Origin of the sequence: Lentzea alba, assembly GCF_011067745.1 — a bacterium.
GTDB lineage: Bacteria > Actinomycetota > Actinomycetes > Mycobacteriales > Pseudonocardiaceae > Lentzea > Lentzea alba.
Genome location: NZ_JAAMPJ010000004.1, coordinates 267,854 through 288,426, shown reverse-complemented (window position 1 = coordinate 288,426; position 20,573 = coordinate 267,854). Strand labels below are relative to the sequence as shown.

Annotated in this window: 17 protein-coding genes; 5 read left to right on the top strand and 12 right to left on the bottom strand. The window is 68.1% G+C overall.

The genetic code is table 11. The features are described 5' to 3' along the window. Positions 1 to 14 precede the first annotated feature (14 nt). Positions 15 to 980, bottom strand: a complete 966-nt coding sequence (locus G7043_RS17010) for a hypothetical protein (protein WP_166046640.1) — start codon at positions 978 to 980, stop codon at positions 15 to 17. 137 nt (positions 981 to 1,117) lie between these two features. On the opposite strand from G7043_RS17010, the gene G7043_RS17005 reads away from it, so the two are divergent. Further along, positions 1,118 to 1,987: a hypothetical protein gene (locus G7043_RS17005; protein ID WP_166046639.1), complete on the top strand. Its 870-nt coding sequence runs from the start codon at positions 1,118 to 1,120 to the stop codon at positions 1,985 to 1,987. Beyond that, positions 1,966 to 3,294, top strand: coding sequence for an O-antigen ligase family protein (locus tag G7043_RS17000; RefSeq protein WP_166046638.1), 1,329 nt, complete (start codon positions 1,966 to 1,968; stop codon positions 3,292 to 3,294). Before G7043_RS17005 ends, G7043_RS17000 begins: the two co-directional genes overlap by 22 nt. Here the strand turns inward: G7043_RS17000 and G7043_RS16995 are convergent. Together G7043_RS16995 and G7043_RS16990 are read right to left on the bottom strand one after the other, a co-directional pair. Next, positions 3,278 to 3,454 (bottom strand): DUF397 domain-containing protein, encoded by a 177-nt coding sequence (locus tag G7043_RS16995; RefSeq protein WP_166046637.1) that lies wholly within the window; start codon positions 3,452 to 3,454, stop codon positions 3,278 to 3,280. The two genes, G7043_RS17000 and G7043_RS16995, sit on opposite strands and share 17 nt — an antisense overlap. Next, positions 3,429 to 4,280, bottom strand: a complete 852-nt coding sequence (locus G7043_RS16990; RefSeq protein WP_166046636.1) for a helix-turn-helix domain-containing protein — start codon at positions 4,278 to 4,280, stop codon at positions 3,429 to 3,431. Before G7043_RS16990 ends, G7043_RS16995 begins: the two co-directional genes overlap by 26 nt. A 49-nt stretch (positions 4,281 to 4,329) precedes the next feature. Here G7043_RS16990 and G7043_RS16985 point away from each other — a divergent pair, with 49 nt between their 5' ends. Next, entirely contained in the window at positions 4,330 to 4,644 is a 315-nt protein-coding gene (locus tag G7043_RS16985; RefSeq protein WP_166046635.1) for a hypothetical protein, read from the top strand. A 372-nt stretch (positions 4,645 to 5,016) separates the two neighbouring features. Here G7043_RS16985 and G7043_RS16980 read toward each other — a convergent pair whose 3' ends face one another. Both G7043_RS16980 and G7043_RS16975 read right to left on the bottom strand, forming a co-directional pair. Continuing rightward, positions 5,017 to 6,141: an HAAS signaling domain-containing protein gene (locus tag G7043_RS16980; RefSeq protein WP_166046634.1), complete on the bottom strand. Its 1,125-nt coding sequence runs from the start codon at positions 6,139 to 6,141 to the stop codon at positions 5,017 to 5,019. Further along, positions 6,138 to 6,476 (bottom strand): PadR family transcriptional regulator, encoded by a 339-nt coding sequence (locus G7043_RS16975; RefSeq protein ID WP_313887922.1) that lies wholly within the window; start codon positions 6,474 to 6,476, stop codon positions 6,138 to 6,140. Before G7043_RS16975 ends, G7043_RS16980 begins: the two co-directional genes overlap by 4 nt. Positions 6,477 to 6,562: 86 nt before the next feature. Here G7043_RS16975 and G7043_RS16970 point away from each other — a divergent pair, with 86 nt between their 5' ends. Together G7043_RS16970 and G7043_RS16965 are read left to right on the top strand one after the other, a co-directional pair. Further along, positions 6,563 to 7,420 (top strand): phosphotransferase family protein, encoded by an 858-nt coding sequence (locus tag G7043_RS16970; RefSeq protein WP_313887921.1) that lies wholly within the window; start codon positions 6,563 to 6,565, stop codon positions 7,418 to 7,420. Positions 7,421 to 7,590: 170 nt separating this feature from the next. Further along, positions 7,591 to 9,912 (top strand): hypothetical protein, encoded by a 2,322-nt coding sequence (locus tag G7043_RS16965; RefSeq protein WP_166046633.1) that lies wholly within the window; start codon positions 7,591 to 7,593, stop codon positions 9,910 to 9,912. A 28-nt stretch (positions 9,913 to 9,940) separates the two neighbouring features. Here G7043_RS16965 and G7043_RS16960 read toward each other — a convergent pair whose 3' ends face one another. The 7 genes from G7043_RS16960 to G7043_RS16930 form a co-directional block, all read right to left on the bottom strand. Continuing rightward, positions 9,941 to 10,501, bottom strand: coding sequence for an acyltransferase (locus G7043_RS16960; RefSeq protein WP_166046632.1), 561 nt, complete (start codon positions 10,499 to 10,501; stop codon positions 9,941 to 9,943). After that, positions 10,498 to 11,580: a DegT/DnrJ/EryC1/StrS family aminotransferase gene (locus G7043_RS16955; RefSeq protein WP_166046631.1), complete on the bottom strand. Its 1,083-nt coding sequence runs from the start codon at positions 11,578 to 11,580 to the stop codon at positions 10,498 to 10,500. Before G7043_RS16955 ends, G7043_RS16960 begins: the two co-directional genes overlap by 4 nt. Then, positions 11,577 to 12,224 carry a NeuD/PglB/VioB family sugar acetyltransferase gene (locus G7043_RS16950; protein WP_166046630.1) on the bottom strand — a complete coding sequence of 216 codons (648 nt, stop codon included), beginning with the start codon at positions 12,222 to 12,224 and terminating at the stop codon, positions 11,577 to 11,579. The genes G7043_RS16955 and G7043_RS16950 overlap by 4 nt, the downstream gene beginning before the upstream one ends. Before the next feature lie 16 nt (positions 12,225 to 12,240). Next, the gene (locus G7043_RS16945) at positions 12,241 to 17,022 is read right to left on the bottom strand and encodes a DUF4082 domain-containing protein (protein ID WP_166046629.1); all 4,782 of its coding nucleotides are present in this window, start codon (positions 17,020 to 17,022) and stop codon (positions 12,241 to 12,243) included. Between the two features lie 149 nt (positions 17,023 to 17,171). Further along, a complete protein-coding gene (locus tag G7043_RS16940) occupies positions 17,172 to 18,314 on the bottom strand; it encodes a DegT/DnrJ/EryC1/StrS family aminotransferase (protein ID WP_313887920.1) in 1,143 nt (380 codons plus the stop codon). A gap of 228 nt (positions 18,315 to 18,542) precedes the next feature. Further along, a complete protein-coding gene (locus G7043_RS16935) occupies positions 18,543 to 19,541 on the bottom strand; it encodes an NAD-dependent epimerase/dehydratase family protein (protein WP_166046628.1) in 999 nt (332 codons plus the stop codon). Further along, entirely contained in the window at positions 19,541 to 20,563 is a 1,023-nt protein-coding gene (locus G7043_RS16930; RefSeq protein WP_313887919.1) for a Gfo/Idh/MocA family protein, read from the bottom strand. Before G7043_RS16930 ends, G7043_RS16935 begins: the two co-directional genes overlap by 1 nt. Between the last annotated feature and the right edge of the window lie 10 nt (positions 20,564 to 20,573).

Sequence of the window (20,573 nt, the reverse complement as noted above, 5' to 3'; positions counted from 1 at the left end):
CGCGAGGACGTTCCTCACGTCACTGGGGACGGCGAAGTGGCGTCTGCGATCAGCACCTTCGCGGGCTGCGAGCCGTCGGCCGGGGCCACGTGAACCGCGGGCAGCTTGGCGTCCTTGGGCACCGCGGCGAACGCGAGCTCGCTCTCGGTGAGCCAGGTCGCCTGGTCGTCGATGCCGGCTGTGCCGGGCAGCCGCTTCTCCGTGCCGGTCGCGAGATCCAGCACGGCGAGGTCCCACGGCCCGAGGCGGCCGATGCGCTTCTTGTAGGCGACCTTCGTGCCGTCCGGCGAGAGCGACGGGCACTCGGCGTCGCGGCGCAGCGACGTCACGGACTTGCTGACCAGATCGCCCTTCACCAGCCACGTGAAGCCACCGCTGGCGAGCGTCGCGTAGAAGGTCCGGTCGTCGGAACCCACGGTCAGGCCCCAGTAGTTGGCGTCACTGGCCGTGAGCGGAGCACCCTCCACAGTGGCGGCGAAGTGCTCGATCGACTCGACGGTCTCACCGGTGCGCACGTCGAAGAAGCCGGTGCGGGTGGAGAAGCCGCCGGGCACCGAGTACGAGTCGCCGGTGACGAAACTGGTCCAGGACACCACGTTCCCGGACTGCGAGACCTTCGCGCGGCTCGGGATGCCGGGCAGCGGGATCGTCTTGACCGGCTTGCCCCCGCGGCTCACCTCGGCGGCGTAGGACGGACCGGGCCCCGACAGCTTCAGGCACACGCTCGTGCCGCCGGCGGAGTAAAACCGCTGGCAGGCGAGCTCCGTCGGGGTGCGCGCACCGCCGTCGGCGAGCTTCTCGACCCGGTTCTGCCCACCGGCGAGATCGACGAACAGCAGATCACCGGCCTTGGCCTGCGACACCTGTTCGGCGCCCGCCGGCTGTTTCGCGTCGGTGGCCGCTGTGACGACGTAAGCCGTTGTTCCGCCGATGACCACGAGAATGGCCGCGACGGTCACGGTCAGTCGTCCTGCACGCATGCTGCCTCCTGGATTCCTTTCCTTCATCGCTCGTCAGCTACGGCCTGTAACAGTTGGCAGCTCACCCCGATTTTCCAGGCAGGCGATACCCTACGAACATCGCGCCCGCAAGACCGAGCCGCGGATCGGGGATTTTGATGGACTTCTGGGGAACCGTACGAGTGCTGCGGCGGCGGTGGTACATCGCCGTGCCCGCAGTGCTGCTCACGGGCATCCTCGCGCTGTACGTCTACATCACCGTGCCCACGCGGTACGAGTCGAGCGGCGTGCTGGTCCTCACCTCCCCCGCGGCCGGCGGGCGGTACTCGGCGAACACCAAGCCCGAGGACGTGGTCAAGGTCAACCCGCTGCTGCAGTTCGACGGCAGCCTCACGACCACCGCGCAGATCCTGACCCAGGTCCTGGGCGACCCGAAGACCGCTGAAGAACTGGCGGGCAAGGGCTCGACCGCGACCTACACCGCGAACACCGGCCCCGTCGGCGGTCCGCTGCTGTTCGTCTCGTCCGAGGCGGACTCGGCCGAGTCGGCCGAGGGACTCGTCGGCAAGGTCCTCGAGAAGACCGTGAACGAGCTCGCGGCGCAGCAGAAGGCGTTGAACGCCCCCGAGCAGACGTTCATCACGGCGCAGATCCTGGTGAAGCCCACGACGGCCTCGGCCAAGATCGGCGGCAAGGTCCGGTACGTCGGCGCGGCCACCGTGGTGTTGCTGCTGCTGACGATCGCCTCGACGTTCGCCGCCGACTCGATCATGCTCAAGGCCAAGCGCCGCAAGGACAAGGAGTCCGGCGCGACACCGTCCGAGAAGGACACCACACCGGCGCCGCTGCCCCCGGTCCGGCCGCACCCGCAGGGACCGCCGCTGCCACCGCCTCAGCCGCACGGCAACGGCAACGGCGGGCAGCCGCTGCGGCCCGCGCCCCAGGGCATGCCGAACGCGCACCAGAAGACCGTGATCATCCCCGCACCCAAGCCACCTGACCCGGCATGGCCGACCAAGGACGACTGACCCAGCAGCGTGCCGACGGTGCCACGCTGCTGATCTTCTACCTGCTGGCGCTGCTCGCCGTCCCGGCCAGGTTCACCATCGCGTTCGTCCCGATCACGCTGCCGCCGGCGTTGTTCGTGGCGCTGTGCCTCGCGATCCTGTGGTTCGCCGCGCACCTCGTCGACCACCTGGGCCTCGCGAAGGGCCGCAACACCGTCCGCACGCTGCTCGGCGTCTACGTCTCGCTGCACCTGATGACGTACGCGCTGGCCACCCGCCGCTACCTGCCGGCCGACGAGCTGTCGGTGTCCGACTCGGCGCTGATCCGGATCGTGGCGATGTCAGCTTTGGCCGTGTTCGTGATCGACGCGGTGCGCAGCGGCGAACGCCTGAGCCGCGCGCTCAAGGTCATGGTGGGCTGCCTGACGTTCGGCGCGTTCATCGGCCTGATCCAGTTCGGCCTGGGCCTCGACCTCGCGTCGTACGTGACGCTGCCGGGCCTGCGCGTGCAGGACAACGGCTACTCGGCGCTCGAGTCCCGGTCGATCTTCTTCCGCCCGGCCGGCACCGTGAACCACCCGATCGAGTTCGGCCTGGTCTGCGTGCTGGGCGTGCCGTTCGCCGCGCATTTCGTGTTCCAGGCGAAGGACCGCGGCGAACCGGTGGGTCGCTGGTGGACGGCGCTGTCGCTGCTCAGCCTGATGGCGATCCTGTCGCTCTCGCGCACCGCGATCATCGGCCTGGTGGTGACGGGCATCGTGCTGGGCGTGCTGCTGCCTCGTAAGCGCGGCCTGCCGCTGTTGGGCGTCGGCGCGGTGTTCCTGGGAGGCGCCTCGGCCGTGGTGCCGGGCCTGTTCGGCACGGTGACGTCGATGTTCTCCAACATCGAGGACGACCCGTCGTTCCAGGGCCGCACCAAGGACTACGACGGCGCGTGGCTGGAGATCGCCAAACACCCGTGGCTCGGCCGCGGGTTCGGCACCTTCCTGCCGTCCAAGTACACGATCCTCGACAACCAGTACCTGCTCACGATGATCGAGAACGGCTACCTGGGCCTGCTGGCGTACGTGCTGCTGTTCCTCGGCGGCATCTACGCGGCGCTGCGGGCACGGTCGCTGTCGAAGGACGAGAACATCCGCGGGATCGCCGTGTGCCTGGTGGGCGCGATGCTGACGTCCGCGCTGGGCGCCGCGACGTTCGACCAACTCAGCTTCAGCGTGGCGACCGGGATGGCGTTCCTGCTGATCGGCGTGTCCGGGGCGTTGCTGCGGATAGCCAAACAGGAGGCCGCGGCGGCCAAGGGCGCCGTGGTCAGTCCAGCCAGCTGAGCAGGCTCTGCCAGGCCGGGGCGGAGAACGCGAGGACGTCGCCGCTCGCGTTCTTCGAGTCCCGCACCAACGCGTCGTGAGCCAGCGAGACCTCCACACAGTCGCTGTCGATGTCGCCTTCGCTGTAAGAGCTCTTACGCCAGGTCCGTTCGCGGGTCATGAGGGTCCTCTCGAAGTCCGCTGACGTACTCCGCCAGCCTGTTCTTCGATTGTTCCTCATCCAACGCGACCGCATCCAACCGCTCGAAAAGGCTCCGACTCCACGCGATGGCCGGACCGTCCTGCGCCCAGACCTTGGCGAGGCCCGCCTCCGTGTAGGCCACAGGTGGTGCTTTGGCGAACTCGAACTGCGTGCACTTCGAGTGGAACGCGATGCCCCTGACGTTCGCCGGTACGACTCGCAGGATGTGCGCGTTGAAGAGGAGACGCAGGTACTGGTCTTCCATGACCTTGTCGTCGCCGACTCGCATCTGCAACGCGAGTTCGTGCACGTAGAACACGCATTCGGGGCGATATGGCCGCTGCCAGATGCACTGCCGCTGCATGCGGCGCTTGACGCCTTCCTCGACGTCCTCCAACGGCACATTGCCGGACTCCACGAACAGAGCGCGCACATAAGCTTCGGTCTGCAGAAGGCCCGGAATGGCCAAGATCTCATAGGCGAAGATCTTCTTGGCCATCGACTCGACCATGGCGAGCGTGCGCAGGTTGGTCGGTGCCTGAGCGAAGTACAGGTCGAAGGCGTGGCGGTACCGGTTGCCGAACTCCTGAAGGAAGTCGAGATCCTTCCCGCAGAGAGACAGGTACTGGGCGAGGTCGATGTCGCTGGCGCGGGCCTTGCCGGTCTCGATGTTCGACACCTTGCTGGGATCCCACCCGAGCTGGGCGGCCATCGAACGGCCGCCCAGCGTCGTGCAGGTCTCTCGCAGGTGCCGCAGTTCGTCGCCCAGATCCCGGCTGTAGGCGGTGGAAATGATCGCGGTCATGCCCTTGGACCGTAGGCGTTGAAGTAACTCCAAAGTACGGCTCGTTCGGGTGAAAACGCAGCACCACGTTCATCCCATCGTGGAATGGAATTCGAACACGTGTTCATGCCACGATGAACGCATGACATCCCTCAGACTCTTCTTCCGTGCGCTGCAACAGCTTCTGCTCCAGATCGTGGCGATCGTCGGCGCCCTGCAGCAGCAGGGCGCGCCGAAGTCGTTGGGACACAAGGATCTCGCCGCGGCCTTCAAACACTTCCTGCGCTGTGATCCGAAGACCACGCGCCGCAAACTGGCGCAGACACACCTTGATGTGGTCCGCGGTCCACCGGGCGCCTCCCGGAACAGTCCTCAATGGACTTGAACGTCGCTCAACTGCGCCAACTCGCAAGGACGGCGAAGATGCCGGTCCACAAGCCGAAAAGAAGATGGTCGCCTGCCGGACGACCTGTCGGCGCTGTGGCGACAGCAGTGGCGACATCCCGGCGCCTACCACTGGACTTCCGTGCGCACCTACGAGGACGAAACGGATCCTGACTTCATCGCCTGCACCTACCTGCACGTGAGCCCCGCACCGTGACCGACGACGTCGCCAAAGGAGTGATGATCACCAGCCTGTCCTTCGACCGGATCCACCACACCGACTGGCTCTCCAGCCATCCCCTCGGCTCCTGAACGCCCCGACGTCCCGCTCATACCGCTGACCGCATGGGCCTCGAACCGTGTGGTCGCCAGGTCACCGCACGCGGCCGCCGACCCGCCAGGCTGCCGCCAGCGGCAGCGCAACCACGAACAGCAAGCCCAGACCCCGGCGGGTGCCCTGATCGGCGGGAACCCACGCCGGGGCGGGGGCGAGCACGGAGCCAGGAACAGCCTCAGCGCGCGTCATGTCGGCTGCAGCATTCCGCGGCGGCTCGGTTCCCGCGTCCCACACCACCCCGGCGAACCGGGTCTCGTGCTGGGCGAGCAGCACCACGCCGACCGGCGCGGCCAGTACCGCGGCCGCGATGAGAACCTTGGTGAGCAGGACCAGTCCGGGCCGGATGAGCAGTAGTCCGCCGGCGGCCAGCAGCACTGCGGCGCACACCAGGGCGGTGACCAGCAGCGGGACTTCGAGCATGGTCCCGACCGAGGTGCCCAGGCGAGAGCCGGACAACAGCAGCGCGGTGGCCAGGCCCACGGCAGGCGTCAGCAGCAGGGCGAGCGTGCCAAGGGCTGGACGGGTGTCCCCCGGCGTTTCCGGGCGGCGCAGGCGCAGGCCGGCGAGCGCGGGGAGGCCGAGGCCCAGCAGCAGCATCGCCAGCTGGCCGAGCACCGCCACCCAGGAGTCGCTCTCCCAGACATACTGGAGTTCGCGGCCAGGCCCGGCCGGTTCGTTCGTCCACAGGTGCCCGGCTTGGAACACCTTGTCCAGGATGCCGCCCAGCCCGGCCAGCGGCGGGGCGAGCGCGCCCAGCACGCCCAGCGCCAGGGTGCCGGCCGTGGCCTGCGCACGCAGCACCAGGACCAGCACGACCAAGGACGCCAGTACGATCAGCGCCATGCTGGGCAGGCCGGGCGGCAGCGCCGGGGTCAGGTAGAGCAAGCCGGTCAGCGGTAACAGCAGCAGGCCCAGGCCGGCACGGGCGCGGGCCGGGGACACCGGCGGAAGACCCTCTGCCGCAACGATGTCAGCCGGGTCACCCAGCCGGGCCACCGCCGCGGCGAGTTCCTCCTCGGACGTGCCTTCGGCGGTCAGCGCGTCCAGATGTTCGACCAGTTCCTGCCGCAGTTCTCCCCGACGGGGCTGCGGCAGGACGGAAGCGACGCGGTCGAAGCGCGCCAGCCACTCCGCGGCAGCGGAATGCTTCACGGCGTTCATTTGTCTCCCTCAAGAACTTCGTCCACCGCGGCACGGAAGCTGCGCCAGTGGCGGTGGAACACGTCCAGTGCGGTTCGGCCCTGCGCGGTGAGCTCGTAGTAGCGGCGCGGAGGCCCCTGGTCCGATGGCTGCCAGCTCGTCTCCAGCAACCCGTCTTTCCGCAGCCGCGACAGCAGCGGATAGATCGTGCCCTCGCTGGTGCCCAGACCTTCGACCGCGGCGAGCGCACGGACCAGGTCGAAGCCATAACGGGGGCCACGGTCCAGCAAGGCCAGCACGCAGTGCTCGATCACGCCGCGCCGAAGCTGGGCGAGCAACTGGGCATCTGTTGTCACGGACACAAGGTACCTTGCATAGCAAGGTAGCAGTCAAGTCCCCAGCGAGACGGAGCCGATGGGCGAGCACGTGCGAGGATCACGCCGTGGAGGCCGAGATCGTTTCGCGTGCGATGGCCGCGGCGACAGCGCTGGCCCGAGAGCTGCGTCTGCGGGTCGATGACGCTGTCGTGATCTGCAATTCGAACAAGCTCGCTCTGCATCTGTTGCCGTGTGGCGTCTTCGCCCGAGTAGCAGTGGCGGGACAGGAGGTAGCCGCGCTTGAGGTCGAACTCGCTCTGCGACTATCCGCGACCTCGAGCCCCGTCGCGGCGCTGGAGCCCCGGGTCGAGCCGCGGGTCTACGAACGCGACGGCTTCGCCGTGACCTTGTGGACTCACTACGACGTGGTGACTCCTGATCTGGACTGCCCAGGCGCATACGCAGACGCGCTCCACCGCCTGCACACCGGCATGCGAAGCGTCGAGATCACCACCCCGCACTTCCTGGACCGGGTCGCGGAGGCTGAACAGCTGGTCACGCACCGCGACGAATCCCCCGCGCTCACCGAGGCCGACCGGCACCTCCTCGTCAGCACACTGCAGAGCGCTCGTGAACGGATCCGAAACCGCGATGCTCCCGAGCAGCTACTGCACGGCGAACCGCATCCCGGCAACCTCCTCAGCACCCGTGACGGCCTGCTCTTCATCGACTTCGAAACGTGCTGCCGTGGCCCCGTCGAGTTCGATGTGGCCCACGTGCCGGAGGAGGTCAGCGCGCGTTATCCGGACATCGATCAAGTTCTGCTCGTGGAGTGCCGGCGGCTCGTGCTCGCGATGGTCGCCGCCTGGCGTTGGGACATCCGCGATGAATTCCCGGATGGGCGTCGGCACGGCCGAAACATCCTGTCCTTGCTCCGCGAGGGTCCCCCGTGGCCCACACTCGGTGCTCTCGTCGCCGAGTAGAGCGACGCACTCGCAGGCCGCCGAGCTGATGCTGCGCCGATCGGGCGATGTGAGACTCGTGCTGTCGGGCGCAGACACAGACGCGCGGCAGGATCGTCGGCATGGAGGGCGACTCGGTATCGGACTTGTCCGCCGACATCACGGACTGCTCAGCAGACACCGTCAACCAGGTGCGGGATGTCCACAGCGGTGGCGTGGCCCTCCAGTCGGGCCGAATCGACACGGTGACGATCAACCACTACGTCGCCCTCCGCGCCTCCGAGCATGACGAGGTGACCGACCAACTGGCGATGGCGACCCGCCACCAGTGGGAAGATGCCGCCAACGATCGCCGGCTGCTTCGGCCTCATTCGCTGCCGATCCGCTGGCGCCGCTGTACCGAGCCTGTCGCAGGACCGGTCGCTGCGGCAGGGGTGTCAGATGACGGTGACGCGTCGTTCGCCGCCCTGGACAGGCTCGACCACACGGCTGCCCTCGCTCTGGCCGAGGGCGGTCGACGGGATCTGTATCGCGTGTACGGCGGGCTGCCCTCCGGCCGGCTGGTCATCGTCGGCGGCCCCGGTGCCGGCAAGAGCTCGGCCGCGATCATGCTGCTGCTCGACGCGCTGCGCCACCGCGAGCAGGCTCCTGACGCTGACCGGTACCGCATCCCGGTGCCGGTCATGTTCAACCTCGCCGGCTGGGATCCCGAGACCATCCCGGTGCGAGACTGGCTGATCACCGAGCTTGCCGCTGACTTTCGCATGTTCCGCGGCCGCAAAGGCAGGAACCGTGCGGCCGAGTTGTTCCGGGCCGGGCGGCTCGCGGTGTTCCTGGACGGTCTCGACGAGATCCCCGAACCGCTACGGCCCCGAGCGCTGCAGGCACTCAGTGAACAGGCCGCTTTCCGGCTGGTGCTGCTCACCCGCACCCGCGAGCTCGCCGCGGCCGCCACCCAGCACGTCCTCGTCGGCGCCGTCGCCCTCGAACTCCTGCCGCTGCGGCCCGGCGACGCCGCCGAATACCTGCTGCGCCCCCTGAGAGAACCAGCGTCTTCAGCCTGGCAATCCGTGGCCACCGCACTCACCGGCACGGCCGACAGCCCTCTCAGCCAGGCATTGACCACGCCCCTGGTGGTCGGGCTGCTGCGCGATGTCTATCCCTCGACCGGGCAGGTCGACGAACTGCTCGACACCGCCCGGTTTCCCGAGCCGGACGCCATCATCGACCACCTGCTCGACCACGCCATCACCGCGGCCTACACCCCACGCCTTGGCCAGCCACTACCTCGCTACGCCCCCGGCACCGCCCACCGCACACTCACCCTCATCGCCCAGCACCTCCGCCAGAACACAGAACGCCCCAGCGCGCAGGACGGTAACCGGGACATCTCCTGGTGGACCATCGCGGCGTGGATACCCGGCCTGCTTCGCACGATCATCAGCGTGCTCGGGGCGATGGTCCTCAGCGGGCTCACCTTCGGTCTGGCCGGCCTCGCGGTCAGCGGGTTCCGCACCTGGCCGATCGCCTGGCTCTCCAGCGTGTTCTGGTATTCGCTGAATCTCGGCCTGCCGAGCGGCCTCGCGATCGCGCTCGCCTTCAACCTCACGATCGCGCGCGCCGGCACACCGCCGCCCGCCGGCCCCAGCGCCCGGCTGCGCAGGCTCGTTCAGGTCAGCGCGGTGGTGGCGTTCGGTATCGGGCTGTCGGTGGCGATCGGGATCGCCATCGGCGGCTGGAGCCTGAGCGTGTCCACCTTCGGATTGAACTTCGCGATCGCCTTCGGAATCACCGCCAGAACACGAGGCAGGGCCAGCCTGAGGTCACTGAATTTCAGCCGCAACCTGAGATCGGCCCGCAGGGCGAGCTCCGCGCTCCTGTTCAGCCTCATGTTCGGTGTCGGCATCGGCTTGTTCGGCACTGTCGCCTTCCTGATCCAGGGCGCGGGCGACTTGACCGCGGCCCTCATGTTCGGGCTCAAGGGCGTGCTCGCCAGTGTGGTGATCATTGCTCCGCCGATCTGGCTGACCGGAGCGTTCACCGATGTGTCCGCCGTGGAGAGCACGGAGTCGACCGGCCCGGTCGAGGCGTGGCGCGGTGACTTCCGGCTGTGGTTCGTGATGGGCATGCTGACCGGGCTCGCCAGCGGGATCAACAGCTGGCTCTCCTACCAGGAGCCCGTGTACGGGATCGGCGACGAGCAGGTGAGCCCGCTGGCGGACTGCTTGGCCGGTGGCGTGGCCATGGGCCTGGCCAGCGGCGTGATCCTCAGCCACACCTGGATGACGACCATGACCCAGATCTGGTTCGCAGCGAGGTATCGCACACCGCTACGCCTGATCAGGTTCCTCGATGACAGCCACAAGCGACACCTGTTGCGCACGGTCGGGCCGATCTTCCAGTTCCGGCACGCGATCTTCCAGGACCACCTCGCACGTTCGATGCCTGCCGCGATCAAGGCTCAGCAGCGGCTGCCGGCTCGGCACTCCGGGGAGCGCACGCCACCAGCCTGATCCTCGTGCCACTACGACGGGACCGAGTTCAGAGGGCCTTCAGACCGTCCGACGTCTCCTCGTGCCGGGCACCGCACTCGACGCACGACAGATCACCTGAGAGCCGCGCGCCGCACGCGCAGACCCAGCCCTTCACCACGGCCGGGTTGCCCGCCACGAAGGCGTGCGCGGGCACCGAGCGGGTGATCACCGAGCCGGCGGCGGCGAACGCGTGCTCGCCGATCTCGGTGCCGCACACCACGATCGTGCCGGCGCCCAGCGTGGCGCCGCGGCGGACGAGGGTGGTTTCGAGGGCGTCGCCGGTCTTCTTGACGTGCGCGCGGGGGCGCAGGTCGTTGGTGAACAGGACGTTCGGGCCGAGGAACACGTCGTCCTCGCACGTCACGCCGTCGAAGACCAACGTGCCGTTCTTGACCGTCACGTTGTTGCCCAGCACCGCGCGCGACTCGATGAACGCGCCGTCGCAGATGTTGCAGTCACGGCCGATGCGGGCGCCCGGCAGCACGTGCGCGAACGCCCACACGCGCGTGCCGTCGCCTACGTCGTCGGACTCGCACAGGCCGTGCGGGTGCACGCGAACGCCAGTCATCGCAGCGCCTCCGTCAGCGCCTCGACGACGCGGGCCTGCTGCGCCTCGGTGATCTCCGGGAACAGCGGCAGCGAGAGCAGTTCCGCGGCCGACGACTCGGCTACCGGGTACGAGCCGTCGAGGTGTGCGAACGCGCCGGTCTTGTGCAGCGGCGTCGGGTAGTGGATGCCGGCACCGATGCCCGCGGCGTGCAACGAAGACAACACGCGGTCGCGGTCCGGCACGCGCACGACGTAGAGGTGCCACACGGGCAGGTTGCCGTCCAAAACCACCGGCACCCGCACGCGTTCGACGTCGGCGAGCATCTCGGAGTAACGCGACGCGGCGGCGCGGCGGGCCTGGTTCCAGCCCTCCAGCTGGCGCAGCTTCGCGGACAGCACCACGGCCTGCAGCGTGTCGAGGCGGCTGTTGAAGCCCAGCACCGGGTGCTCGTACTTGCGCGGCGAACCGTGCTCGCGCAGCAGCCGAAGCGACTCGGCGATCGAGTCGGACGTCGTCAGCACCGCGCCGCCGTCGCCGTACGCGCCAAGGTTCTTGCCGGGGTAGAACGAGGTCGCGGCGGCCACGCCGAGGCCACCGACCGCGACGCCGTTGCGGCGTGCGCCCTGGGCCTGGGCGGCGTCCTCGACGACCGGCAGGCCGAGAGGCAGCAGCTCGACCGGCGCGGCCTGGCCGTACAAATGAACCGGCACCACGGCCTTGGTGCGCGAAGTGACCACAGAGGACACCGCAGAGACGTCGATCAGCAGCGTGTCGTCCACGCAGTCGACCAACACCGGCGTCGCGCCGCACCGGGCGACGGCCTCGGCGGTGGCGATGAAGGTGTTGGCGGGCAGGACGACCTCGTCGCCGTGGCCGACGCCCAGTGCACGCAGCGCCAGTTCGATGGCGTCGGTGCCGTTGGCGACCCCGATGGCGTGCGGAACTTCTTGGTAGGCAGCGAATTCCGACTCGAACCGGGCGACCTGGGGGCCGTTGATGAAGGCTGTCGTCTTGAGCACCTCTGCCCAGCCGTCGGCCACCTCTTCGGCCACCTGCTCGTGCTGGGCACGCAGGTCCACCAGCGGAATCTCGATCACGCGCTCTCCCCACGCAACGGGCGGGCCGGCACGCCGGCCCACGTCTCTCCTGCCGGAACGTCCTGCAGGACAACGGCTCCCATGCCGACCACGGCACCGGCGCCGATCTTGCACCCCTCGCGCACCGACGAGCCTTGGCCCAGGTACGCGCTCTCCCCGACGTGCACCGAACCCCCGAGCGAGGCGCGGCCGGCGAACGTGACGCCGTCCGACACCTCGTCGTCGTGGGTGATCAGCACGTGCGGCATGGCCACCACGTGCTTTCCAACGGACAGCGGGGTCGTGATCACGACACCCGCGAGCAGAACCGTGCCGGCGCCAACAGTTGCGCCGGACGTAACAGCCGCCGGATGAATGATGGTCGCCCATCGCTCGTCCGGCAGGTCCAACCGCCGAGCCAAGGCCAGCCGGGACAACGGCCGTCGTGCGTTCGCGATGCACATCACGACGGCCGCTTCCGGGTGATCAGCCAGAGTGGCGAGCCCGCCCAGCACGGGCACCCCGTCGATCAGGGTGCCGTGCAGGGCGGTGGAGTCGTCGAGCGCCCCGAGAGGCTTCCACGTCTCCGGGAGGAGGCGGACCGCCGCGAGAGTCTCGCGGGCGAGTCCACCTGCTCCGACGAACAGCAGTGGCCGAGGGGTCACTGGCACATCACCAACGTCACTGGAACACCACATCCACCCAGTAGTTGCCACCGTTGTAGGTCGAGGTCGGGAACCCGGACCCGGCGGTGAACACACCGGCCGACGCCGTGGCGCCCAGCGGCGGCGAGGTCACCGAGCCGAAGTAGCCGGCGTTCACCGCGTAATGACCCGTGGTGGTCGTGTACGAGGCCACGTACGTGGTCCCGGCCGTGATCGACACCGGCGAGGAGAACGTCAACGTCTGCCAGCCCGACTCCGTCTCACCGGAGAACGTGCCGGTCGCAAGGCGCTGACCGTCCGCCGACCAGAGCGATCCAGTGTGGGTGCCGGTGTTGCCGGCGCCCTTGTAGAACTTCACACCGGTGATCTGGCCGTTGGCCGTGGACGTGAACTTCACGCCCAGCTCGTACGCACCGTTGTCATCAGCCGAAGTTACCGTCGGAACGGTCGCCGCGCTGAACAACGAACACGGACAGGTTTGCGTCGTCGCCGAGGTGAACGACCAGGTGACGGGGTTCGCCATCATGTTGCCGAACGTGTCGGACATCTTGACGCTCACCGAGTACGCGGTGGACGCGGCGAACCTGGCGGCCGGCGTGAACGTGACCATCCTGCTGTCCGGCGAGAGCGCCAGCGTGCCGGCGATCTTCGCGCCACCGGGGTCGGTGACGGTGAACTGGGCGCCGTTCAGGTCAACGGCCTCGTCGAACGACGCGGTGACCGCGGACGTCAGGTCCACTTCGGACGCTCCGGACAGCGGGGTGTGCGACTGCAGCACCGGTGCCACGTTGTCGGCGTTGGGCTGGTAGACCACGTCGACCCAGTAGTTGCCGGAGCCGTAGGTCATCGTCGGGAACCCGGAGCCCGGCTGGAACACGCCGTTCTGCTCCTGCGGTGCCGTCAGCGGACCCGAGTTCACCGCACCGGTCGAGAAGTACCCGCCGTTCACCGCGTAATGGCCGGTGGTGGTCGTGTACGACGCGGTGTAGGTCTGCCCGGCGCTGACGATCAGCGGTTGCGCGAACGTCAGCGTCTGCCAGCCGCTCGCGGTCTCACCGGAGAACGTGCCAGTCGCGAGCCGCTGACCGGAGGCGTTCCACACCGAACCCGTGTGCGTGCCGGTGTTGCCCGTGCCCTTGTAGAAGCGGACACCGGTGATCTGGCCGGACTGGGTCGGGCTGAACCGGACCCCGAGCTCGTACGCGCCGGTGTCGTCGGACGACGTCACCGCGGGCACGGTCGCGGTGCTGAACAGCGAACACGGACAGGTCGCCGTGGTCGTGGTGGTGAAGCCCCACTCCGCGGGCGTCGGCATCGCGATGCCGTTGACGTCCGCGATGCCCACGCGCGCCTGGTAGCGCGTGCCGGGCACGAGCTTGCCGGACGGCGTCCACGTGACCGTCTTCTGATCACCGGACAACGACACCGAGCCGGAGAGCTTGCCGCCCTTCGGGTCCGTCAGCCAGATCTGCGCCGACGCGGGGTCGACCGGTTCGCTGAACGTTGCCGTCAGCGTGCTCTGCAGACCCACGTTCGTCGCGTCCACGGCCGGCGTGCGGTTCGTGATCGACGGCGGCGTGGTGTCACCGTTCAGGCCGTTGCGGTAGATGACGTCGACCCAGTAGTTCGTCGCGTTGTACGACGAGGTCGGGAACCCGCCGCCACTGCCGTAGCGGTAGACGCCGTTGCCGCCGTCCACACCGTTCTGCAACGCGTGCAGCGACTGGTAGTCCGCGCCCTGGCCGTTGAAGTAGCCGGAACTCACGGAGTAACGACCGTTCGGGGCGTAGTACGACACGACGTAGGTCGTGTTCGCCTGCACCTGGACCGGCGAGGCGAACATCAGCTTCTGCCAGCCGGACGTGGTTTCAGCGGTGAACGTGCCCTGGGCCAGCAGCTGGCCCGTGGAGGTCCACAGCGAGCCGGTGTGCGTGCCGGTGTTGCCGCTGCCCTTGTAGAAGCGGACGCCGAGCACCTCGCCCTTGCCGTCGAAGCGGACCTTGGTGCCGAGCTCGACCTGGGTGGTGTCACCCGCGTCGATCACGGCGGGGGCCGCGAAGTCGTCCCAGATCGTGCACGGGCAGGTCGCCGGTCGCGGCGAGCCGGTCGTGAACGTCCAGTTCGCCTGCGACGACATGTTGTTCGACGCGTCGGCCGCCTTCATCGTCACCGTGTAGGCCGTCGCGGCCGCGAGCGGTGTGGACGGCGTGAAGGTGATCGTGCGGGCGTCGTTCGAGATCGTCTTCGTGCCGGTGACCGCGCCGGAGGGGCCGGTGACCGTCACCTGCGCCGAGCTCAGCGTGACGTTCTCGTCGAACGTGCCGGACACCGTGGTGTTCAGCGCGACCGAGCCGGCGTTGGACACCGGGGACATCGCGGTCTGGATCGGCGCGCGGGTGTCGGGACCGGGGTCCGTCGCCCACACCACGTCGACCCAGTAGTTGGTGTTGTCGAAGCTGTTGTTCGGGAAGCCGGCGCCGAAGCGGAACACGCCGTTCGGTCCGTCCACACCGGACTTCAGGCCGGTGACCGGTTCCATGTACGCCTGCTGGTTGAAGAACCCGCCGGTGTCGTACGCGAAGTGGCCGGTCGGCGTGAAGTACGACACCACGTAGGTGGTGTTCGCGTTCACCGCGATCGGTGACGGGAAGAGCAGCGTCTGCCAGCCCGTCGGCGACTCGTTGGTGAACGTGCCGGTGGCGAGCAGGTCGCCGTTGGCCGCCCACAGCGAACCGGTGTGGGTGCCGGTGTTGCCGGTGCCCTTGTAGAACTTCACGCCGCGGACGTACCCGTTGCTCGCGGCCCTCCACTTCACGCCGAGCTCGAGCTGCGAGCTGTCGTCGGCGGAGGCGACCTTCGGGACCTCCTGGCCGGAGAACATGCCGCACGGGCAGGTGCGGGCGGCCACGTTCGGCGCGGCCTGCACGGGCGTGGACAGGTTCAGCGAGTCGTCGACCGCGCGGACCCGCAGTGCCGCGGCCCCGGACTGCGACGGCGTGTAGGTGTAGCTCCACGTCGTCTGACCGGCCTGCCAGTTGGCGTAGTGCCAGCGGGTGCCGCCGTCGGTGGAGACCTCGACGCCCGCCACGCGGCCGGACGCGTCGATCGCCGTGCCGCTGAAGGTGTAGGGCTGGCCGACCGTGGACTGCGCCGGCAGGGTCGTGATCTGCACGCCGGGCGCCGCGTTGTCGTTGATGGCGCCGGAGATCACGAGCTGGTCGGCCGCCCACAGCTGGTAGGGCTGCACGCCCATGTCCGCGAGGAAGTTGACGGTCGCCTGCTTGATCCGCTTGTCCGAGGTCGGGGTGTTGGTGAGGAACGCGTGTTCGTCGTCCACGCCCCACGCCCACTGCACTGTTCCCGCGCCGAACACCAACGCACCGGAAGGCGCGCGGTAGTAGGTGATCGCGTGGGTCTCGGGCCCGCTGCCGTACTCGTCGCCGTAGTTCTTCAGTCCGTAGTAACCGTCGAGGTTGACCGTGGTGCGCGACATCTGCGCGACGCCGGCGGGCTGGAAGCCGTTGTCGTACACGGTGTTCCACTCGTAGCCCAGGGTGCCGGGCTGGAAGGTGTACGTGCTGCCGGACGCCAGGTTCGGCAGGTCGGTGTTGCGCCAGAGCCGCATCTTGCCGTACGCGGCCGGCACCTGCAGCGAGTCGTCACGGCGTCCGTTGACGGTGAACATGTTGCCCAGCAACGCGTTCTCCGGCCTGCCGCCGTCCTGCGGCGGGCTGTAGCGCGGGTCGCGCCAGGTGCCGGTCCAGTCGCTCAGGCCGTCGTTCTGGGTTCCCTTGGTCTCCTTGAAGCAGGCGATGGTGCGCCAGTCCGTCTGCGAGGAGTCGATGCTCTTCTCGTAGCGGGTCTTCCAGAAGATCTCGTTGCCGGTCAGGAACGCCATGTGCACGCCCGCGTCCCGGGCCGCCAGCACGTTCGCCATCTGCTCGTTCGACCAGTACTCGTCGTGGCCGACGGCCATGAAGACCTTGTGGTTCTTGATCAGGTGGCCGCGCCGCGCGGAGTCCACATCGGTCGTGTAGCTCAGGTCGTACCCGTTGCGTTCCAGGAACCTCAACATCGGGTACTCGGCGTTGAAGATGAAGTTCTCGTCGCCGTCGCCACCGGTGTAGGGGCGGTTGTAGCTGACCTTGTACGAGCTGCCGCCCTGGCCGGGACCGTCACCGAAGTAGAGGCTGTTGCCGCCGTAACGGTTGTAGGCGACCCAGGTGGCGTCGGAGGTCTGGAAGAACACCTTCGACTGCGAGCTGTCGTCGCGGACGACGAACGCCATCTCGTTCTCGGCACCGGTGTCGTTGCGCGTCATGCGCACGTAGTAGATGCCGGAGACCGCGGTGGACGGGATGTTCCAGGTGACCGACACGGCCCAGTTGCCGCAGTCGATGAGCGCGGTCGGCGCGTCCCGCAGACATGGTGGCTGGTTCTGCGGTGTGTTCCGGTTGACCGTGCCCATGTACCGGGCGCCCTTGCCGTTGTACCAACCCATCCGGTAGATGTCGAGCTTGTACGAGGAGGCGGACGTCAGCATCTTGAAGCTGACGGTCTGTCCCACGTTGTAGCTGATGTCCGTTGTGTACCCGAGGATCGCGTCGTCGCGGTACTGGGCCTGCCAGTTGTCCGCGCCGGGCTGCGTGTTCTCGCAGGCGACCTTGTTGGTGACCGGGAAGTCACACGGAGCGGCGTTGGCGTTGGGGGCGTTGAAGACCCCCAGCACGAACAATGTGGATGCGACTAATGCCGTGATCACAAGCACCCGCACGAGACGCGACTGCTGAGCCACCATTGGGTTTCACCTCTCGAACGGAAGTTACCGTGTGTGATCCGAGCACTACGCTGGACAGCACAGGGCTGCTACTCCGAACGTCGGCGATCTCGGGAAAACTGTTACGTGTCAACACAAAAATGTTCCGGTGCAACCTGAATCTTTACTTTTCAACCACGGACGGTCAGATGGGATGTGTGGAGAGTTTCCGACAACGCTGACACGACGGTGTCCTGTTCGGACTCGGTCATGTCGTGGAACAGCGGGAGAATCAGCGTCCGGGCCGTGAAGGCCTCCGTCACCGGCAGCGGGGAGCTGGGGTGACCCTCGTAGGCGGGTTCGAGGTGTGACGCCATGATTCCGCGCCGTGCCGACACTCCGCGTTCGGCAAGGCCCGCAAGGATTTCCTGGCGGTCCGGCGCACCTTCGGGCAGCCAGACCCAGAACGACTGGTAGTTAGTCGTGCCGTACTCCGGGTCACGAACCGCGGTGACGCCGGAGCCGTCGAGCAACTCGTGGTAGCGCGCGGCCAACTCCCGGCGACGAGCGATGATCGCGTCCAATTTGGACAACTGCACCAAACCGACCGCGGCCTGGATGTCGGTCATCCGATAATTGAATGCCGTCTCCAGGTACTGCTCGATGACGGCCGAACCACCGTTGTGGCGATCCGCCGCGGAGACGCTCATCCCGTGCTCTCGCAACCGCTTGAGCCGAACGGCCCAGTCGGCGTCGTCCGTTGTGACCATGCCGCCCTCACCGGTGGTGAGGAGCTTGCGCGGGTGGAACGACCAGGCGGCCAGCAGTGCGTTGGTGCCGACCGGCTTGCCCCGGTAGGTGGAGCCGGCGGCGCAGGCCGCGTCCTCGATCACGACGATGCCGCGCGGTTCGCACAACGCCTTGAGCGCGTCGACGTCCGCGGGCACGCCGGCCTGGTGCACCACCATGACCGCGCGAGTTCGTTCGGTGAGAACCGGTTCCACTGTGGACGCGCTGAGGTTGCCGGTCTCCGCCTCGACGTCGGCGAACACGGGGGTCGCGCCGGTGTAGCGGACGGCGTTGGCGGTCGCGATGAACGACAGCGACGGCACCACGACCTCGTCACCGGGCCCGATGCCGAGCAGGTGCACCGCGAGATGCAGCCCCGTGGTGCAGGACGACACGGCGACACCGTGCCCGGCTCCGACGGACGCCGCGAACTTCTCCTCGAACTCGCGGACCCGCGGGCCCTGCGCGACCCAGCCGGACCGGACGGCCTCGGCGGCGGCGAGCGCTTCTTCCTCACCGAGCAACGGCCGCATAACCGGAATCACAGCTCTACCTCTTCACTGGCGGTCTCGGCGTCTGCAAGTACCACCAACCCATGATCAAACCGCCGCTACCTACTACCAACCTGTTCGACGGCGGACGAACAGGTTGGTAGTAGGAAAGTGCTTGTTGATGTTGGGTTGGTGGTACTTGCAGACGCTTTTACTGGGTGCGGCTGGGGGCGCGGCCGACCTGGGGGTGTCGGCGGCGGCCGCAGCCGCGGTCTGGCGATGTCAGGCGGACTCCGCGGCGGCCTTCTCGGCACGCCACCACGCGACGAGGTCGCGCAGTCCGCCGTCCATCCCGATCTCGGGCTTCCACCCGAGCTCGGTGGCCGCGAGGCTGATGTCGGCGAGCCGGCGCGTCACGCCGTTCACCTTGCGCTCGGGGCCGTGCTCCAGCGGCAGGTCGGAGTCCATCGCGGCGAGGAGCGCGAGGGCGAGCTCCTTGAGCGAGGTCTCCTTGGAAGACGCGATGTTGTACACCGTGTCCGTGACCGGCGCCTTCGCGGCGAGGATGTTCGCGCGGGCGATGTCGTGCACGTGCACGAAGTCCATCGTCTGGGCACCGTCACCGAAGATGAGCGGCGACTTGCCGTCGACGATGCGCTCCATCCAGCGGATGAGCACCTCGGTGTACAGGCCGTGCACGTCCATCCGCGGGCCGTACACGTTGAAGTAGCGCAGCGCCACGTAGTCGAGGTCGTACATGGCCTTGAAGCTGCGCAGCATGCCCTCGTTGAACGCCTTCGCGGCGCCGTAGAAGGTGTCGTTGTTGTACGGGTGGTGCCGTTCGTTGGTGGGGAACGACTCCGCGAGCCCGTAGATCGACGCCGACGACGACGCGATGACCTTCTTCACCCCGGCGGCCGCGGCGGCCTCCAGGATCGTGAACGTGCCGTCGACCAGGCACTCCAGCGCGAGGCGCGGTTCCTCGGCGCACTGCGTGATGCGAATCGCGGCGAGGTGGAAGACGAGGTCCTTGCCCTCGGTCAGCTCCCGCACGAGCGCCTTGTCGTTGATGTCGCCTTCGACGATGCGAACGACACCGGACTCCAGGGCGCCGGCCAGGTTCTCCCGGCGGCCGCGCACGAAGTTGTCCAGCACGACGACCTCGGCCGCGCCGGCCTCGACGAGCTGGTCCACCACCGAGGAGCCGATCGTGCCCGCACCACCGGTGACGAGCGCGCGCTGGCCGGTGATCGGCTGGGCCAATTCCTTCTGGGCCGACATCAAGAAACCTTGCCTTCAACTTGTTGAACAGGAACGAAAACCCCACCGGTGCGCAACGACTCCGAGGCCGCCTCCAGCACCGCCAGCACGCGCAGACCCGCGCGGCCGTCGGTCAGGGGCGGGCGCTTCTCGGTGATGGACGCCGCGAACTCGGCCATCATCGTGCGCAGCGCCTCGCGCTCCAGCAACGCCGGCGCGACCATGTCGCCCGTGCGGTAGGAGATCGTGCGCTGTTCCTTGGAGTGGTCGACGCCCCGGTCGTAGATGGACAGCCGCTGGGACGGGTTGTTGTCGTCCCACACCACCGTGCGCTGCGAACCGCCGATGACCATCGTGCGGATCTTGGTCGGCGACAGCCAGTTGACGTGCACGTGCGTGATCGCCCCGTTGGACAGCCGGACCGTGAGGTGACCGACGCACGCGACGCCCGCGCCGATCGGGTCGGAGCCGTGCGCCGCGACCTCGACCGGGTACACGTCATCGGGCAGGATCGCCTCGAAGATCGACAGGTCGTGCGGGGCGAGGTCCCACAGCACGTCCACGTCCGGCTGCACCAGACCCAGGTTGATCCGCACCGAGTCGATGTACTGGATGTCGCCGAGCTCACCACCGCGGATGATCTTGCGCAGGTGCTGCACGGACGAGGTGTACGCGAACGTGTGGTCCAGCATCAGGGTGAGGCCGCGCTGTTCGGCGGTCTCGACGAGCTTGCGGCCGTCCTCGAAGTTGGCCGCGAGCGGCTTCTCCACCAGGACGTGCTTGCCGGCCTCCAGTGCCGCCAGGGCGACGGGCAGGTGGGTGGCGGCGGGGGTGGCGATCGCGACGGCGTGCACCTCGGGGTCGGCGAGGACCTCGTCCAGCGATGCGGTCGCGCGGACGGTCGAGTACTCGCCGAGCACGCGCTGAGCACGTGAAACGTCGAGGTCGCACAGGTATCTGAGTCTGAGTTCGGGCGTGGCCTGGGCGTTGCGAACCAGGTTCGGCCCCCAGTAGCCCGCACCGATGACGGCAATGCCAATCACAGGAGTCTTC